This is a genomic window from Paenibacillus sp. FSL E2-8871 (assembly GCF_038000345.1).
Taxonomy (GTDB): Bacteria; Bacillota; Bacilli; order Paenibacillales; family Paenibacillaceae; genus Paenibacillus_AQ.
This window is the reverse complement of sequence record NZ_JBBOBV010000001.1, coordinates 4,222,328-4,237,568: the sequence shown is the minus strand read 5'-3', so window position 1 is coordinate 4,237,568 and position 15,241 is coordinate 4,222,328. Positions and strand designations below refer to the sequence as shown.

Below are 15,241 nucleotides of genomic sequence, written 5' to 3'. Positions count from 1 at the left end.
GTTTTATGACACGCTACAATGGTCGTAAAGGAACAAATTTTAAGTAAATAGATGAAGGGGATAGGAATCATGGCTTATAATAAACCGCAGCAGATTGCCGCAGTCACGGTCGAGAACGGCATAAAAAAGGCGCACAATCCTTTAAGCACCGTACTAATTCTGGGCTTTTTGGGAGGAGCGTTTATCGCGCTCGGATTTTTACTGGATATTCGCGTCATTGCTGGCGCACCACATGAATGGGGATCCATCGCTAACTTTATTGGGGCAGCTGTCTTCCCTGTTGGATTGATTCTAGTACTGCTTGCAGGGGGAGAACTGCTGACAGGCAATATGATGGCTGTGCCACTTGCTTTTATGGCGAAGAAGATATCCTTCTGGGAAGTGGTTAAGAATCTCGTATTGATTACCCTGAGCAATCTAGCGGGAGCTTTGTTTGTAGCTTACTTTTTCGGTCACGTGGTGGGTTTAACCTCTGACGGTGTGTATTTGGAAAAATTAGTGGAGATGGCAGGACATAAGCTTGAGGCAGACTTCTTGCCGGCATTTGTTTCCGGTATCGGTTGTAACTGGCTTGTAGCTTTGGCGGTATGGCTCTCCTATGGAGCAGATAACTTCAGTGGCAAAATCCTCGGTATCTGGTTCCCAACGATGGCTTTTGTAGCTATCGGCTTCCAGCACGTTGTAGCCAACATGTTCTTAATTCCGGCAGCTATTTTTGAAGGTTATTTTTCATGGGGAGAGTACTTCAACAATTTTGTTCCGGTATGGCTAGGAAACTTGACGGGCGGTGCGATCTTTGTTGCGGCAGCTTATTGGATGGCTTACCTGCGCAAAGAGCCTGCATCTATTCAGTCCGTGGACAGCATGTCCGGCAGCGGTGTAAAAAAACACGCCTAAACCTATCTTATAGAGCACTCCTTAGAATAGTTGAGGGGTGCTTTTTGCTGTATAGACAAATAAAATCCGCCGTGATGTATCCGAGCTCGGGGGAACGAATTCGGATGCACAGCGAATTTTAAAAGGGGGAGTGTTTCTAGGCTCTATTACCCCGACTTTGTAATAACGAAACACTTCATTATTGTTTAGTCTACTTTACGGACGACAGCGGCAACTATAAAATATAAATAGATAATAGAAATAGGGAGGAATGCGGACGTGAAAGGTGCTACTTTTTTCTCAGCTACGGCAGAAGTTAGTCCTAAATAAGAGGTAAAGTATACTGAGACTTTATCACGATAGCACGTCAATGCGTCCGCTTGCCCTGAACCCTGTTTTGGGATAATACTGGATGGAATAATGACACATATATTACAGGGGATGTACACTACTTATGAAGTTTTTACAGAATTATCCTAAAGAAGTTAAGATATTTTTAATTGCTAGTCTTATTAATGCAACGGGTAGTGCACTGATGTGGCCATTGGTTACAATGTATGTTTTTGATGAGCTTGGACGCAGCATGTCGGATGCTGGATTAGTGATTCTTATTCAATCAGTTGGAGGAATTGTGGGTCAACTACTCGGGGGCTCACTCTATCATAAGGTAGGCGTTAACCGGCTGATTGTTGGAGCGCTGGGCATGAATGCACTTGCTCTGTTCACTTTGCCGGCAGCAAGTAACAACTGGACGTTATTTATGGTCGCGATGGGACTGGTAGGGCTCTTTAATTCACTGTCCTTACCTGCGATTCAGGCATTTATCGGCTTTCGTTTTACGAAGCAGCGCGGAGAGTTGTTTAATGTTATTTATGTCGCCAATAATATTGGTGTAGCACTGGGTACGGCGTTAAGTGGTTTTTTGGCCGATATTTCTTATATGCTCAGCTTTGTGATGAACGGCGTAACTTCAGCGGTATTTGCGGTATTCTTTTTTGTATATCTCAAGAAAGTCGGAGGAGATTCTTCACAGGAGGTCGCAGAACACCAGAAGGCTGGTCCTGACAAACAATCTACCTGGAAGCTAATGGGGCATACACGAATTTATCTTTATATGGGTATTGCCTCGATGTTCCTACTATTAGGGAACTCTATCTGGAATACAGGGGTATCTCCGTTCATTATTTCTGAGGGCTGGCCTAAGAAGACTTATGGTTTTCTCTGGACGCTTAACGGAATTCTCATTTTTGCGGCTCAGCCGCTCGTAACAGTAATTAAACGCTGGTTCGCATCTACCTCAACGGCGCAAATGACAGTAAGTGCTCTATTTTATTTGGGTGGGTATGCTGTTCTTTTATGGATGCCGACTTATTCAGGTCTAGTGCTTGGGATGGTACTCGCTACGCTTGGGGAAATGCTGATATCTCCGGCCATGCCTTCCTTTATTTCGGATCATGCAGGTCGTAGTGCTCCTTTCTATTTAGGGCTAAGTGGAGGCATGGGGGCAGTCGGTAGGGTGATTGGACCATACTTAATGGGTAGGTTATACGATAGTGGAGGCTTAGCGCCTACCGCATGGTTGGCATGTGCGATGGCACTGCTGTCCGTAGGATTCTTTATCGTTCATGCGTATATCAACCGCCGAGGAAATTCATTGGAGCGGTCAATAGGATAGTTGAGCATAGTGGATTCAAATGATCTACTGTGAATTCTATAGAGGTGCAAGGCAAGGGGTGTACATCTTTATGAAACTTAGCAACAGGGATAGGTTTATAATAAGGTTCTCAGAGATTAAAGACGTGCGGGAACTGATTCATCTGGATCATATGATCTGGACGGAGAACACTAGCCCGGGGCCATTACTGTGGCGTTCCCAAGAGGATTATCTACTGAATGCTCCCCCGGGTTCGCAGCTAGTAGCACTAAAGGATGACAAGCTATGCGGATATGTTGGGTTTGGCTGCCCTAGTCGAATGGAGAGTAACAGGCATGTGTGCGAGGTCAATATTGCTGTTCATCCGGATTATCAACGTTTAGGTATTGGCCGGCAGCTCATAGAGGCTATTAAGGAACATGCCGCAGATAACGCCATTCGTAAGCTGCGTCTACGCGTATTATCCTGTAATGAATCAGCGCTTTCTTTTTATCGTAAATGCGGGTTTGTGGAAGAGGGACGTCTGCGGGAGGAGTTTTATCTTGGCGGTCGATATGTGGATGAAATATTTATGTGCTGCATGCTGACAGGAGGAGAAGGATATGGAGATCATCTCGCTTAATGTGGGGCGGCCGGTAACAGTGGATTATCGGGGGAAACCTTTGGAGACTGGAATTTATAAAATGCCTGTAGAAGGATCAGTTCAGTTAAATACTAATGGCTTTATCGGAGATGGTCAGGCGGATCTGAAACATCACGGGGGCCCTGACAAGGCAGTTTGTGCCTACCCCATCGAGCATTATCTCTACTGGGAGCAGCAGCTTGGGAAGAAACTGGAATACTCTGCCTTCGGGGAAAATATAACAACTGCCGGCTTATTAGAGACAGATGTGTGCATTGGCGATGTGTACGAAATAGGTACCACTGTGCTGCAGGTCAGCCAGCCACGTTATCCTTGCTTCAAAATCTCACAAAAGCATGGCCCGGCAGACCTCCCGGCTCAAGTGCTGGACACTAGATATAGCGGATTTTACTTGCGTGTGCTTCGTGAAGGAAAGATCTCAACTGGAGATAAGATTGTCAAAAAAGAAAGTGGAGCTGGCGGTGCGTCCGTGGCGCATGTACTACATTTAATGCAAGTAGGGCTGCAAGAGGAAGCTGCACTGGCATCTCTTGCGGAGCTAGAAACTCTCTCCGCCGTAGTGCGGAACAAGTTTCGAAAACAGCTGGGTCTGCCGGAGAGTTAAACACTATCTACAAACCAAAATAAGCCTGGAGGCGTATGCCTTCCAGGTTTATTTCTATTTATGAGCTTATACTTGTTGCTTGCTTAGCCTAACTTAACCGAGTAGCTGCCATTCACTACGTAATAAACCGTATACGGCATGGTTGACGTAGCCGTCAGGCAGTTTCTCTGACTGTCTAATCACACCCTCAAGGACAAAACCAAGCCGTTCCGGGATCGCCCGGCTGGAAACATTTCCGGTCGCGCAGCGAATTTCTACACGCTGCAGCTCCATTTCCAGTAGTGCATAGTCTACTAGCACCCGACAGGCACTGGTCATATACCCTTTACCTTCATATCCTTCACCCAGCCAGTAGCCGATCCCAACAGATCGGTTATGCCAGTCAATCTGGTGATACCCAATAACACCGGCGAGCTCACCGCGAACCCATAGTCCAGCGGTAAAAGCACCATTGTCAGTGCTTTGTTTAACCGCATTTTTGATGAAATTTAGAGTGTGGACCTGTTCCGTAACGGCATCCACCCAAGGGAGCCATTGTCGTAGTCGTTCCCGTGAGTGCTCTACTAACGCGAACATGTGCCGAGCGTGCTCTGGCATTAGCGGCTTTAACATCAGATCTTCATCGATGACATAATTAAACAAGCGGTTGCCTCCTTTTCGGCACAAGGCCTTATGTATGATTATGGATTATTTCTTATGATTATCATGCTACTCCATCGCCCTGACAGAAGTCAAAAGGTCTAAAGACACTAAAAAATGATCCGTGCCTTGTGCCCCCTTTTATTGAACAATCTACGGTTAACGGGTATATTAGTAGGAAACATGTTTATACAAGAAGTAGTGTAACACTACAGAATGAAAGGTTGATAGCTGTGGAGAACCGTAGCACCCCCTCCAATTTTATTAAGAATGTTATTACCGAAGACCTCCGTACCGGTAAAGTAAAGGAAGTTATCACACGCTTTCCGCCGGAGCCGAACGGTTATTTACATATCGGACATGCCAAGGCGATCTGGATTAACTTTACACTGGCGGACGAGTTCGGTGGCAAGACTAACCTAAGATTTGACGACACGAATCCGGCTAAAGAGGATACGGAATATGTAAACTCGATTCAGGAAGATGTAAAGTGGCTCGGTTATGAATGGGAAGAGCTGCGTTTTGCATCTGATTATTTTGAGGAAATGTACAAACGTGCCGAATTATTAATTACAAAGGGCAAAGCCTATGTCGATGACCTCAGTGCAGATGAAATTCGTCAATTGCGTGGAACGCTGACGGAACCAGGAAAGAACAGTCCGCATCGTGATCGTAGTATCGAAGAGAATTTGGATCTGTTCCGGCGTATGCGTGCAGGCGAATTCAAGGACGGTGAGAAGGTTCTTCGCGCCAAGATTGACATGGCGTCACCGAACATTAACCTGCGTGATCCTATAATTTATCGGATTACACATGCACATCACCATAACACAGGCGATAAATGGTGTATCTACCCAATGTATACCTTCGCTCATCCGTTAGAAGATGCTATTGAGGGGATTACTCACTCCCTTTGCTCGCTCGAATTTGAAGATCAACGTCCATTCTACGATTGGGTTGTAGCTGAATGTGAGATGCCAGCTGTCCCTCATCAATATGAATTTGGTCGTCTGAATCTGGCTCAAACGATGACTAGTAAGCGTAAGCTGAAGCTGCTTGTAGACGAAGGACATGTGGATGGTTGGGATGATCCACGGATGCCTACGATTTCTGGTCTACGCCGTAGAGGATATACGCCGGAAGCGATTCGTAAATTCGTGTATGAAGCGGGTATCTCTAAGAGTCAGGGTCTGGTGGACCTGCAAATGCTGGAGCACTTTATCCGTGAGGATCTTAAGCTAACTGTACCGCGTACTATGGCTGTGTTACGACCGCTTAAGGTTGTTATCACCAATTATCCAGAAGGTCAAACAGAATGGCTTGAAGCGGAGAATAATACAGAGAATGAGGAAATGGGCATACGTCAAATTCCGTTCTCGCGTGAAATTTATGTTGAGCGTGATGACTTTATGGAGAATCCGCCGAACAAATATTTCCGGTTGTTCCCTGGTAATGAAGTACGTCTGAAGCATGCTTATTTCATCAAATGTAATGAGGTTATTAAGGATGAGAATGGCGAGGTAGTGGAGCTGCATTGTACGTATGATCCAGAAACGAAGAGCGGAAGTGGATTTACAGGCCGCAAGGTAAAAGGTACGTTGCACTGGGTTGAAGCTAGCCAAGCGGTTCCTGCGGAATTCCGTCTATACGAGCCTCTTATTTCTGCTGAAGAAGCGGATGAGGCTGTGGAGGTTGAAGGATTGGATTCCTCGGTAGAGAAATCGGAGCCTAGCTTCTTAGATCAGCTTAATCCTAAGTCCATAGAAATTCTGCAAGGGTTTGTTGAACCTGCGCTTAAGGATAGCGTGGCTCAGGATAAATTCCAGTTCTTCCGTCATGGCTATTTTAATGTGGATAGCAAATATTCGGCGCCTGGACATCTCGTATTCAATCTTATCGTTTCACTGAAGAGTTCATTTCAGCCTCCTAAACAAGGCTAAATAGATAAATTAATCAAGGTAACAGCAAAAAGCAGGCTCAAACGTCCCGAATAGGTACGTTTGAGCCTGCTTTTTGTTGAAAATATAAGAAAGTATACGTTTTGCACCTATACTTCATGTCTTATATTTCTCGCTTAAACGCTTACCGTCCTTATAAGGACGCCGAAGGCGTTTATACTTGATTATAATGCTTCGATGTCGAAGATCTCTTCATCTTCCTCTGAAGGGGGGCGATACCCTCCACGGCTAACAAAGAGCCACATGAAACCAAAGCCAAGCGTTCCAATAAGCGTCAAAAATACACCCGTCTGATACATGCTTTGTGCACCCAGATACTGATACATCCAACCTCCGAGAATACCTCCAATGAAACCGGATATCCCACTCCAGCTTAGGGTGTAGAGCGCTTGTCCGGAAGAGCGATAAGGCCGTGGAATCAGGAGCATCGTCAATTGGGTACCTACATAGAAAAAGCCGCCGAACGTTATGCAGTGTAAAATTTGAATGAACACCACTTGAAGGGCAGTAGTCGCATCAGCCATAAACCACCAACGCAGAACGAACAAACCACTGACCAATGCAAGCCAGCCGAGCAGAACAGAAATTTTGCGTTTCAGGAACCGGTCACAGAGAACGAATACGCCTACCTCCAAAATGGAGGAGAGGAATACGGCAAGACCGATCATTTTTTTAGAGCCGCCCAGATCCGTAATATACAAGGATATAAATGTGGTGTTCATAGTGTTTGGAATGGATACCAGAATACCAAACAATAAAAAGCACAAGAAAAAAGGATTGAAAATCAACTTACTTAAGCCCTTATACGGCATTGGAGCTCTCATAATGGTATGGTTAATTTTAGGCAATACAAGAACGGATAGGATTGATGCACCTAGTAACGCTGTAAGCAGATAGGTCAAGATGGATACATCAGCCCAATCCAGGATAAAGCCGGCGACAATCGCAATCAGTGCCCACCCTATTGAACCCCAAAGCCGGAAAGAACGGAAGCGCTGATTAGTTCCGTCAATATAGCTGAGAATCATCGTGTTGCTTTGAGCAAATAATGGTCCTTGGAAGAAATAGAACAAAATAATGGTGTTATAGATCGTTTCATATGTATTTGCTCGAAACATAAACTGTGAGAACACTAGCGTTCCGAATAACATTAGCAAAACGATACGCCGTATATTCTGAGAACGGTCTGTTAAGAACGCCCAAAATGGATTTGCAAATATGGATACTAGCGCTCCCATAGAGAATAAGACACCAATCTCTAATTTGTTCATCCCTACATCCAGCAGGTATAGTTGAAAGAAGCTGGTGAAGAGGACCATGGTTCCATATACAAAAAAATTGAACCATTTTAAAGACGTGATAGAAGATGGAATAACGCCTTTTCGCAAATGGTTCACTCCTTTCTCACTAAATATCTTGCATGGAGTAGAGTGGCCAATAGTAGGCCCTTCTATCACTGTAACACGTGTTGAAAAGGGATACAAACACCCTTTTTTACTTTTTTACATTATTTTGGGTTTTATTTATGTTTGAGACGATAAGCGACAAAAAATGCGTGAACGCGTGCGTAGAAGGTACAAACGCTAAGTGTATCGGGCGTTATTTTGGCCTGCGACTATTCCCGCAGGATGGGAAATGACAAGGCAGTATTGTCTGATCGGCGCGTTTAACTTCAGTTTACAATCTGCAGATAGGATGGGTGTAAGGCGAGAAAGATATTACTATGCTTTTCTCGTAGAGCTATTAAGAAAAGGGGAGTCATTGTCATGAAGAAATCCGAATCCAAGCGAAAGATGGCGCTGAAGCCGTTCTTAACGCTACTAAGAGAAACCAAGCCTTCATACGGCTTATTGGCTATAGCCATTGCGTTAAGCATGATATCGACATTGGTTAGTCTGGTCATCCCGATGTTCACTAAGAACTTAGTGGATGGCTTCTCTCTGGCCTCCGTGAGCAAGCTGCAGATTGCGGGTATAGCAGCTGCGTTTATTGCGCAGACCATTGCGGGAGGGATCTCTATCTATCTGCTCAATTATGCAGGTCAGAAGATGGTTGCAGGTCTGCGGGACCGACTGTGGCGTAAATTTCTAGTTCTGCCTGTGGCTTATTATAATGACAACCGAACGGGAGAAAGTGTCAGCCGCATGACGAATGATACAGGGATCATCAAAACGCTGATTTCTGAACATCTAGCCAGCTTATTTACCGGAGTGATCTCCATTGTAGGTTCGATCTCAGTTCTGCTATTTTTAAATTGGAAAATGACACTTGTTCTATTCACTGTTCTTCCACTTTCGGCGCTGATACTAGTACCACTTGGGCGGCAGATGTACAAAATTTCCAAGGGAATGCAAGATGAGACAGCTTCTTTTACTGCTACACTTAGTGGTGTTTTATCTGAGATCCGTCTGGTCAAATCCTCAGGCGCAGAGAAAAAAGAGTACGAGGCAGGCAAGACTGGAATTATGAACCTGCTTTCCTTTGGTATTCGTGAAGGCAAGATTAGCGCGATGATCAGTCCACTCGTCTCCTTTGTTTTTATGATGCTGCTTGTGGTCATTATCGGTTATGGTGGGATGCAGGTATCTTCCGGCGTCTTGACGGCTGGAGAACTGGTCGCCTTTATTCTTTATCTTATTCAGATTATTATGCCACTTACTCAACTGACTACGTTCTTCACACAGATTCAGAAGGCTAAGGGTGCCTCAGAGCGTATTATTGAGACCTTGGCAGCAGAAGAGGAAGTATATGAGGGACAGGAAGAGGCAAATGGCACAGAAGGTCCGATCTCAGTAGAGGGATTAAGCTTTGGATATAAAAATGGTGAGAAGGTATTGAATGATGTAAGCTTCCAGATGGTTCCTGGTCAGGTGACGGCTATTGTCGGACCGAGCGGGGGCGGTAAGACCACGTTGTTCTCGTTGCTAGAACGTTTTTACGAGCCTCAGTCAGGTCTGATAAAGCTGGGTGACAAGCCAGTGTCTACATTCTCATTGCGTTCGTGGCGGAAGCTTATAGGGTATGTCTCGCAGGAAAGTCCACTGTTGGCTGGTACGATTGCTGAGAATTTAACCTATGGATTGGATCGTGACGTTAGCAGGGAGGAGATGCACGCAGCAGCAGCAATGGCTTATGCAGATGGTTTTATTGATGCACTTCCTGAAGGATATAATACGGATGTCGGCGAAAGAGGCGTGAAGCTGTCTGGTGGACAGCGGCAACGGATTGCTATTGCTAGAGCACTGCTGCGGAACCCGAAGATTCTTATGCTTGATGAAGCCACTTCCAGTCTGGATAGCCAATCAGAAGCCGTGGTGCAGAAGGCACTGTCCAATCTGATGAAGGGTCGGACTACGATTGTAATTGCGCACCGTTTGGCTACTGTAGTAAATGCAGAACAGATTATTTTTATGGAAAAAGGTCAAATTACCGGAATGGGAAGTCATGAGGAACTACTGGAAAACCATGAGCTGTATCGTGAATTTGCCACCCAGCAGCTACAGATGAATAACCCCGAGGTTCAGGACATTGAAGAGGAGGCTCCAGTGATACATGACAAAAATACTAGTAGTGGACGACGATCCGCACATCCGCGAATTGGTAGAAGTATTTATGAGAGCTGAAGGAATGGATGAGATCTATGGAGCTTCCGATGGACTGGAGGCTCTTCAGATTCTGGAAGGCAATAACATAGATTTAGCTATTATTGATGTGATGATGCCCAACATGGACGGCTGGGAGCTATGCCGGCGGATGCGCCAGAACTATGATTTCCCGATTTTAATGCTGACAGCCAAAGGGGAAACCTCACAAATTGTAAAAGGCTTTGAGCTGGGTGGTGATGATTATTTGGTCAAGCCATTTGAGCCGGTTGTACTTATTGCGAGAGTAAAGGCGCTGCTTAAACGATATCAGATTTCTGCCGCGCAAAGTGTGACCGTAGGCCGATTGCGTATGAATCGCAAAACCTACGAGGTCTCTTCAGAGTATGGGGAAATTACCTTGCCGCTTAAGGAATTTGAGCTGTTGTTTAAGCTGGGCAGCTATCCGGGGCAAACATTGACAAGAGACAGGCTGATCGAAGAAATTTGGGGTTATGATTTTGAAGGGAATGAGCGGACACTCGATGTGCATATCAACCGTTTGCGTGAACGGTTCAATCAGGATAACTATGGATTCGTTATTCGTACGATACGTGGTCTAGGGTATCGGTTGGAGGGGCATGCATGAACTTGTTTAAAGATATTGTGAAGCATGTTTTGATGTTTATTCTCTTTCTTGTTGCAGCTGCGCTTTGCTGGACTGCGGCTTATTTTCTAATGAACCAAGTGAATGCTGCATATGGCTGGCCTTCCTCGAAGTATGTTTTGCAATTGGTCACCTTTCTAGTTGGCTTTGTGATTTTACTGCTGGTCTTTTTCTTATTTTCTATTTTCTTTCGTGGCTGGGAACGTGTCTTTTATAAATCGGTTATTGAAGGAATTCGCCGTATTTCCAAGGGAGACTTTGATGTTGTACTTGAACAAAATAGGGAATACCGTGAATTCGGCGAAATTGTAGAGAGCATTAACGAAATGGCTAGTGAGCTGAGTCAGATGGAGACCATGCGCCAGGATTTTATCTCCAATGTATCACATGAAATTCAATCCCCGCTAACCTCCATTCGAGGGTTTGCGCTTGCGCTGCAGGACGAAACCTTAAGTATGGAGAGTAAGAGGCACTATATTGATATTATTGTGGCTGAGAGTACCCGCGTATCTGGGCTCAGTGATAATTTATTGAAGCTATCAGCGCTCGAATCGGGTAATTTTCCGTTTGAAAATCAGGTTTATCGTCTGGACAAACAGCTTAGAGATACAATTCTGGCTTCTGAGCCACAGTGGCTGGAGAAAAATATAGAGGTAGAGGCCGAGCTGGAAGAAGTGAATGTAACTGCGGTAAAAGATTTAATGACCCAGGTCTGGACCAATCTTCTTCATAACAGCATTAAATTCACTCCCGGGAATGGATGTATTCATATCAAGCTTCGAACGATAGATGAGCGGGTAGAGGTGGAGATTCAAGATAGTGGGATTGGTATCTCTGAAGAAGACTTACCTCGCATCTTTGATCGCTTCTATAAGGCAGACAAAGCTAGAACAGCGAGCGGGGGCGGTAGTGGCCTGGGCCTATCACTGGTTAAGAAGATCGTTGAGCTGCATAACGGTAAAGTAACTGTGGCCAGCCGACCGGGTGAAGGAACGGCTTTTGTAGTGAGCTTGCCTATGCCAAAGAAATAAATCGGCAGTGTTTATGTAAATATGAATATTTACATAAACATGCAACAAAATCCGACATGTCTTTACAATTTTCTACTATTCTAAATATAGAATCTACGAAAATCCAAAAGACATCGGAGGATTAATCATTTTGAAGAAGAGCAAAATTCGCGTTTTTCTAACTAGTTCGCTTGTCGTATTATTGTTAGCACCCAACTTTTCATTACAGACAGTTTATGGTGGTTCAGGTGAATCAGCGCCTGATATCACATCTACTGCTTCTGAACATTCAGGAAAATGGATGACAGGTGAATACCATGCACATACGTATGAATCGAACGATGCTCAGGAGTCATTGAAAAGTGTGCTCGATGCTGCATTTGAACAAAATGGTTTTGACTGGATGGCACTGGCTGATCACCTTCGGGTATCTGACCGGGATGACGAAGGGGTGAATCTCCCTGGCGGCTCCATTCCGATGTCACAAGGTATTGTGGATTATCAGAATGAGAAAATTAAGAAGTTACAGGCAGAAGGCAAATATGCTGGGAAAATTATTTTTTCCGGCTTTGAGTGGGATATGCCCCAATACGATCATGCTGCAGTTGGGATTGTTACAGATCATCCAGGGTCCGCAGAAGCTTTGAAGGCTATTAATCAATTTGAATATTTATTTACTAATCGTGATGTAAGTATGTTCGATCCGGCAGATGTGGCTGAGTGGAGTACGGCGGATAGTAGAGCTTTTTCTACAAAAGAAGATACTCGCACAGCTATGAAATGGCTAAGTAGTCATTATCCAGATAGCTATGTACTGATCAATCACCCCTCCAGAAAAAATGGTACAAGCTCGGAGCTTAAAATAGAGGATATCCGTGACTTTAACAATATCAATCCGAATCTTGTCTTCGGCTTTGAAGGTATGCTGGGCAATCAGATGGCGAGTGATCGGGGAGAGACGCCTGAGACTTACGGAGGTACAGACGTCAAGGTTGCACAGCTTGGAGGAATGTGGGACGCACTGCTGGGTGAGGGCCGCAGATTTTGGAATTTTGCTAACTCTGATTTTCATTTCAAAACAAAAAATGATCAATTTTCCAGCGGTTACTGGCCTGGTGAATATTCCAAGAACTATACCTGGGTGGATGGCTCCGATATTAACGCTGTCGTAGATGGCATGCGGTCAGGGAAATCCTTCTCTGTTTTTGGGGATCTCATCAACGCATTAGAGTTTAACGTGTCTGGAGATGGACAAGAGGAAGAAATGGGTGGCGAACTGGACGTAAAACAAGGGGACGACCTAGAGCTTACGATCCGTTTCAAAAGTCCACAGCAAAATAATAATGGCGACGCCGTTAAGGTAGACCACGTAGATTTGATCTCCGGTGAAGTCCATGGCAAGGTTGATCCAGGTACACCTGATTACACCAAAGCGACTAACGATACAACAAAAGTGTTGAACCGCTTCACAAGCGAGGACTGGACTACAGATTCCGAAGGCTACAATGTCATTAAGTATAAGGTAGAGGCAGCGGACAAGGATCGTTATTTCCGGTTAAGAGGGACTAACCTTGGAACTGATGTTGCGGGAGAAACGGTTAACGGTGAACCGCAGATTGATCCGAAAAATAATACTGTCGATAACCTGACTCGTTTCGAAGAAATCAACGCCCGTAATTATAGTGATATGTGGTTTTATTCCAATCCGATTTTTGTGGATGTGGAGTCGTACAGCGATCAGCAGGCAGTTAACGATACTATGACTGCATTAGATCTAGGAGACACAAGCGCAGTAACTTCTGATCTAACGTTGCCTACCGAAGGCAAACACGGGACAAGTATTGTGTGGAAAAGCTCCAATCCGGTTCTAATGACGAACGAAGGTAAAATCATCTACCAACCTAAGAAGGATACGAAGCTGACCTTAACAGCTACAATTCAGCGGGGATTGGCTACGGAAACGAAGGCTTTTGAAGTAACGCTAAGCGGAGATGATAGTATCACCCCATTGGCGCTTCATAGCACATTAAAGACTGAGAACGGACAAGCTTATTTAAGTGGTGACTGGACGAATCAGAGTGTTTCGGTAAGCGTGTATGCTAGCGTATATATTCCTGGTGCGGATGTATCCATTCAATTAGCGACTGATGTAAACGGAAATTTCCTGCCCTATGAAAGTGGGAAAGTGGTTGAGATTTCGGAAGAAGGCCAACATCAACTGCAATTCAAGGCAACGGATTCTTTAGAAAATAAGACAACATTGCCGCTTGCTGTGAATATCAATCGTACAGCACCTGTGATTACCCTGAAGGGGGATAGCCGTCCTAGTCTGACCCAAGGGGATGACTTCAAGGACCCGGGCGCAGACGTTACTGACAAGGTTGGGATTGCTAGCTCTATCCTGGTGACAGGAACAGTGGATGTTCAGACTCCAGGAACGTATACATTGAAGTACAATGCGACAGATTTGGCTGGCAATGCGGCTACTGAGGTTGTACGCACAGTAGTTGTAACTGCGGGCACTAGCAGTGGAGGGGGGAATAATAACGGAGGAGGCAACGGACCAGTTGCAACTCCAGCTCCTACCGCGACGCCATCTCCTACAGAGCAGCCTTCTACAACTCCGCGTGTGGAATTGGAGGTAAAAGCACAGCAGGGAGGAACGGGCACACTTAAAGACGTGGGCAGCTTTACGATTCCGGCTGGAGCGTTGTCTGGTAACAGCAAAATTGCCTTTTCGGTTATTGCTGCTGATGAGACGCCAGCAATGGGCGCTCTTCAGGCTGTGAGTGCAGCAGTAGAGCTAACTAGTGACAAGGCAGGTATGCTCAATAAGCCTGTGGAACTGTCCCTCAATTACGATGCGGCCAAGATTACATCGGGGCATAAAGCAGCTATCTACTATTACAACGAGCAGCTTAAAAAGTGGATTTATGTTGGTGGTCAGAGTCAAACCGGTGGAACTATAACTGCAAGCTTAAATCAGCTTGCCAAATATGCTGTGTTTAATTATCAGGCCCCATCGATTACCGATTTGAATAAACATTGGTCCACGGCGTTTACAGACCGTCTAATCGGTATGGGCGTCATGAAAGGGTACGAGGATCATACCTTCCGTCCGAATGAGGATGTTACTCGGACACAGTTCGCCTCTATGATTGTACGGGCGCTTGGTTTGCAATCAACAGGTAGCACAGTGAAATTCGCGGATCAAAGTGCGATTCCAGCTTGGGCTGCAGATGATGTAGCAGCGGCGGTAAATGCCGGAATCCTTCGTGGATATGATGTGAACGGCAAAATGTTCTTCGAGCCTTCAGAAAAGATTACCCGTGCCGAAATGTCAGTTATGCTCGCGAATGCTTTGAAGGCTAATGCCCATAAGCAAACGGATAAAGAGGGGGACTTCGCGGATCTTACCTCCATTCCACAATGGGCACAGGCATCTGTAAAAGCGGGTGTTGAAGCGGGTATTTTGGGTGGATTCGAGGATAACAAATTCAGACCTGAGAACAATGCTACAAGAGCGGAGGCAGCAACGACGCTTTACAAGCTGCTCGAGGCTCTATATCTATAATAGTGGATGGCGAAGGCTAGCCTTTAATCTCTAAA

General features: G+C 45.2%; 11 protein-coding genes. 9 read left to right on the top strand and 2 right to left on the bottom strand.

Annotated elements, in window-relative coordinates:
* Window positions 1-69 precede the first annotated feature (69 nt).
* The 4 genes from NYE25_RS19270 to NYE25_RS19255 all read left to right on the top strand — a co-directional run bounded on the left by NYE25_RS19270 (window position 70) and on the right by NYE25_RS19255 (window position 3,777).
* Window positions 70-897: a formate/nitrite transporter family protein gene (locus NYE25_RS19270; RefSeq protein ID WP_042192534.1), complete on the top strand. Its 828-nt coding sequence runs from the start codon at window positions 70-72 to the stop codon at window positions 895-897.
* A gap of 433 nt (window positions 898-1,330) precedes the next feature.
* Window positions 1,331-2,551, top strand: coding sequence for an MFS transporter (locus NYE25_RS19265; RefSeq protein WP_076118992.1), 1,221 nt, complete (start codon window positions 1,331-1,333; stop codon window positions 2,549-2,551).
* Window positions 2,552-2,621: 70 nt separating this feature from the next.
* Entirely contained in the window at window positions 2,622-3,152 is a 531-nt protein-coding gene (locus NYE25_RS19260; protein ID WP_340973263.1) for a GNAT family N-acetyltransferase, read from the top strand.
* A complete protein-coding gene (locus tag NYE25_RS19255; RefSeq protein ID WP_341146616.1) occupies window positions 3,133-3,777 on the top strand; it encodes an MOSC domain-containing protein in 645 nt (214 codons plus the stop codon). The genes NYE25_RS19260 and NYE25_RS19255 overlap by 20 nt, the downstream gene beginning before the upstream one ends.
* Before the next feature lie 93 nt (window positions 3,778-3,870).
* Here NYE25_RS19255 and NYE25_RS19250 read toward each other — a convergent pair whose 3' ends face one another.
* A complete protein-coding gene (locus tag NYE25_RS19250) occupies window positions 3,871-4,419 on the bottom strand; it encodes a GNAT family N-acetyltransferase (RefSeq protein WP_341146615.1) in 549 nt (182 codons plus the stop codon).
* A 230-nt stretch (window positions 4,420-4,649) separates the two neighbouring features.
* Here NYE25_RS19250 and NYE25_RS19245 point away from each other — a divergent pair, with 230 nt between their 5' ends.
* Window positions 4,650-6,356 carry a glutamine--tRNA ligase/YqeY domain fusion protein gene (locus tag NYE25_RS19245; protein WP_341146614.1) on the top strand — a complete coding sequence of 569 codons (1,707 nt, stop codon included), beginning with the start codon at window positions 4,650-4,652 and terminating at the stop codon, window positions 6,354-6,356.
* 182 nt (window positions 6,357-6,538) lie between these two features.
* Here NYE25_RS19245 and NYE25_RS19240 read toward each other — a convergent pair whose 3' ends face one another.
* Window positions 6,539-7,771, bottom strand: coding sequence for an MFS transporter (locus NYE25_RS19240; RefSeq protein WP_445667140.1), 1,233 nt, complete (start codon window positions 7,769-7,771; stop codon window positions 6,539-6,541).
* A 369-nt stretch (window positions 7,772-8,140) separates the two neighbouring features.
* On the opposite strand from NYE25_RS19240, the gene NYE25_RS19235 reads away from it, so the two are divergent.
* The 4 genes from NYE25_RS19235 to NYE25_RS19220 all read left to right on the top strand — a co-directional run bounded on the left by NYE25_RS19235 (window position 8,141) and on the right by NYE25_RS19220 (window position 15,206).
* The gene (locus tag NYE25_RS19235; protein WP_341146613.1) at window positions 8,141-9,997 is read left to right on the top strand and encodes an ABC transporter ATP-binding protein; all 1,857 of its coding nucleotides are present in this window, start codon (window positions 8,141-8,143) and stop codon (window positions 9,995-9,997) included.
* Complete coding sequence (locus tag NYE25_RS19230; RefSeq protein WP_341146612.1) at window positions 9,927-10,604, top strand: response regulator transcription factor; 678 nt, start codon at window positions 9,927-9,929, stop codon at window positions 10,602-10,604. Before NYE25_RS19235 ends, NYE25_RS19230 begins: the two co-directional genes overlap by 71 nt.
* A complete protein-coding gene (locus NYE25_RS19225) occupies window positions 10,601-11,653 on the top strand; it encodes a sensor histidine kinase (RefSeq protein WP_341146611.1) in 1,053 nt (350 codons plus the stop codon). Before NYE25_RS19230 ends, NYE25_RS19225 begins: the two co-directional genes overlap by 4 nt.
* Window positions 11,654-11,783: 130 nt before the next feature.
* The gene (locus tag NYE25_RS19220; protein ID WP_341146610.1) at window positions 11,784-15,206 is read left to right on the top strand and encodes an S-layer homology domain-containing protein; all 3,423 of its coding nucleotides are present in this window, start codon (window positions 11,784-11,786) and stop codon (window positions 15,204-15,206) included.
* Window positions 15,207-15,241: the final 35 nt, after the last annotated feature.

What these genes read in the sequence shown, in the direction of transcription:
- NYE25_RS19270 (WP_042192534.1), top strand. Translation starts at nt 70, where the DNA reads ATGGCTTATAATAAACCGCAGCAGATTGCCGCAGTCACGGTCGAGAAC.
- NYE25_RS19265 (WP_076118992.1), top strand. Translation starts at nt 1,331, where the DNA reads ATGAAGTTTTTACAGAATTATCCTAAAGAAGTTAAGATATTTTTAATT.
- NYE25_RS19260 (WP_340973263.1), top strand. Translation starts at nt 2,622, where the DNA reads ATGAAACTTAGCAACAGGGATAGGTTTATAATAAGGTTCTCAGAGATT.
- NYE25_RS19255 (WP_341146616.1), top strand. Translation starts at nt 3,133, where the DNA reads ATGGAGATCATCTCGCTTAATGTGGGGCGGCCGGTAACAGTGGATTAT.
- NYE25_RS19235 (WP_341146613.1), top strand. Translation starts at nt 8,141, where the DNA reads ATGAAGAAATCCGAATCCAAGCGAAAGATGGCGCTGAAGCCGTTCTTA.
- NYE25_RS19230 (WP_341146612.1), top strand. Translation starts at nt 9,927, where the DNA reads ATGACAAAAATACTAGTAGTGGACGACGATCCGCACATCCGCGAATTG.
- NYE25_RS19225 (WP_341146611.1), top strand. Translation starts at nt 10,601, where the DNA reads ATGAACTTGTTTAAAGATATTGTGAAGCATGTTTTGATGTTTATTCTC.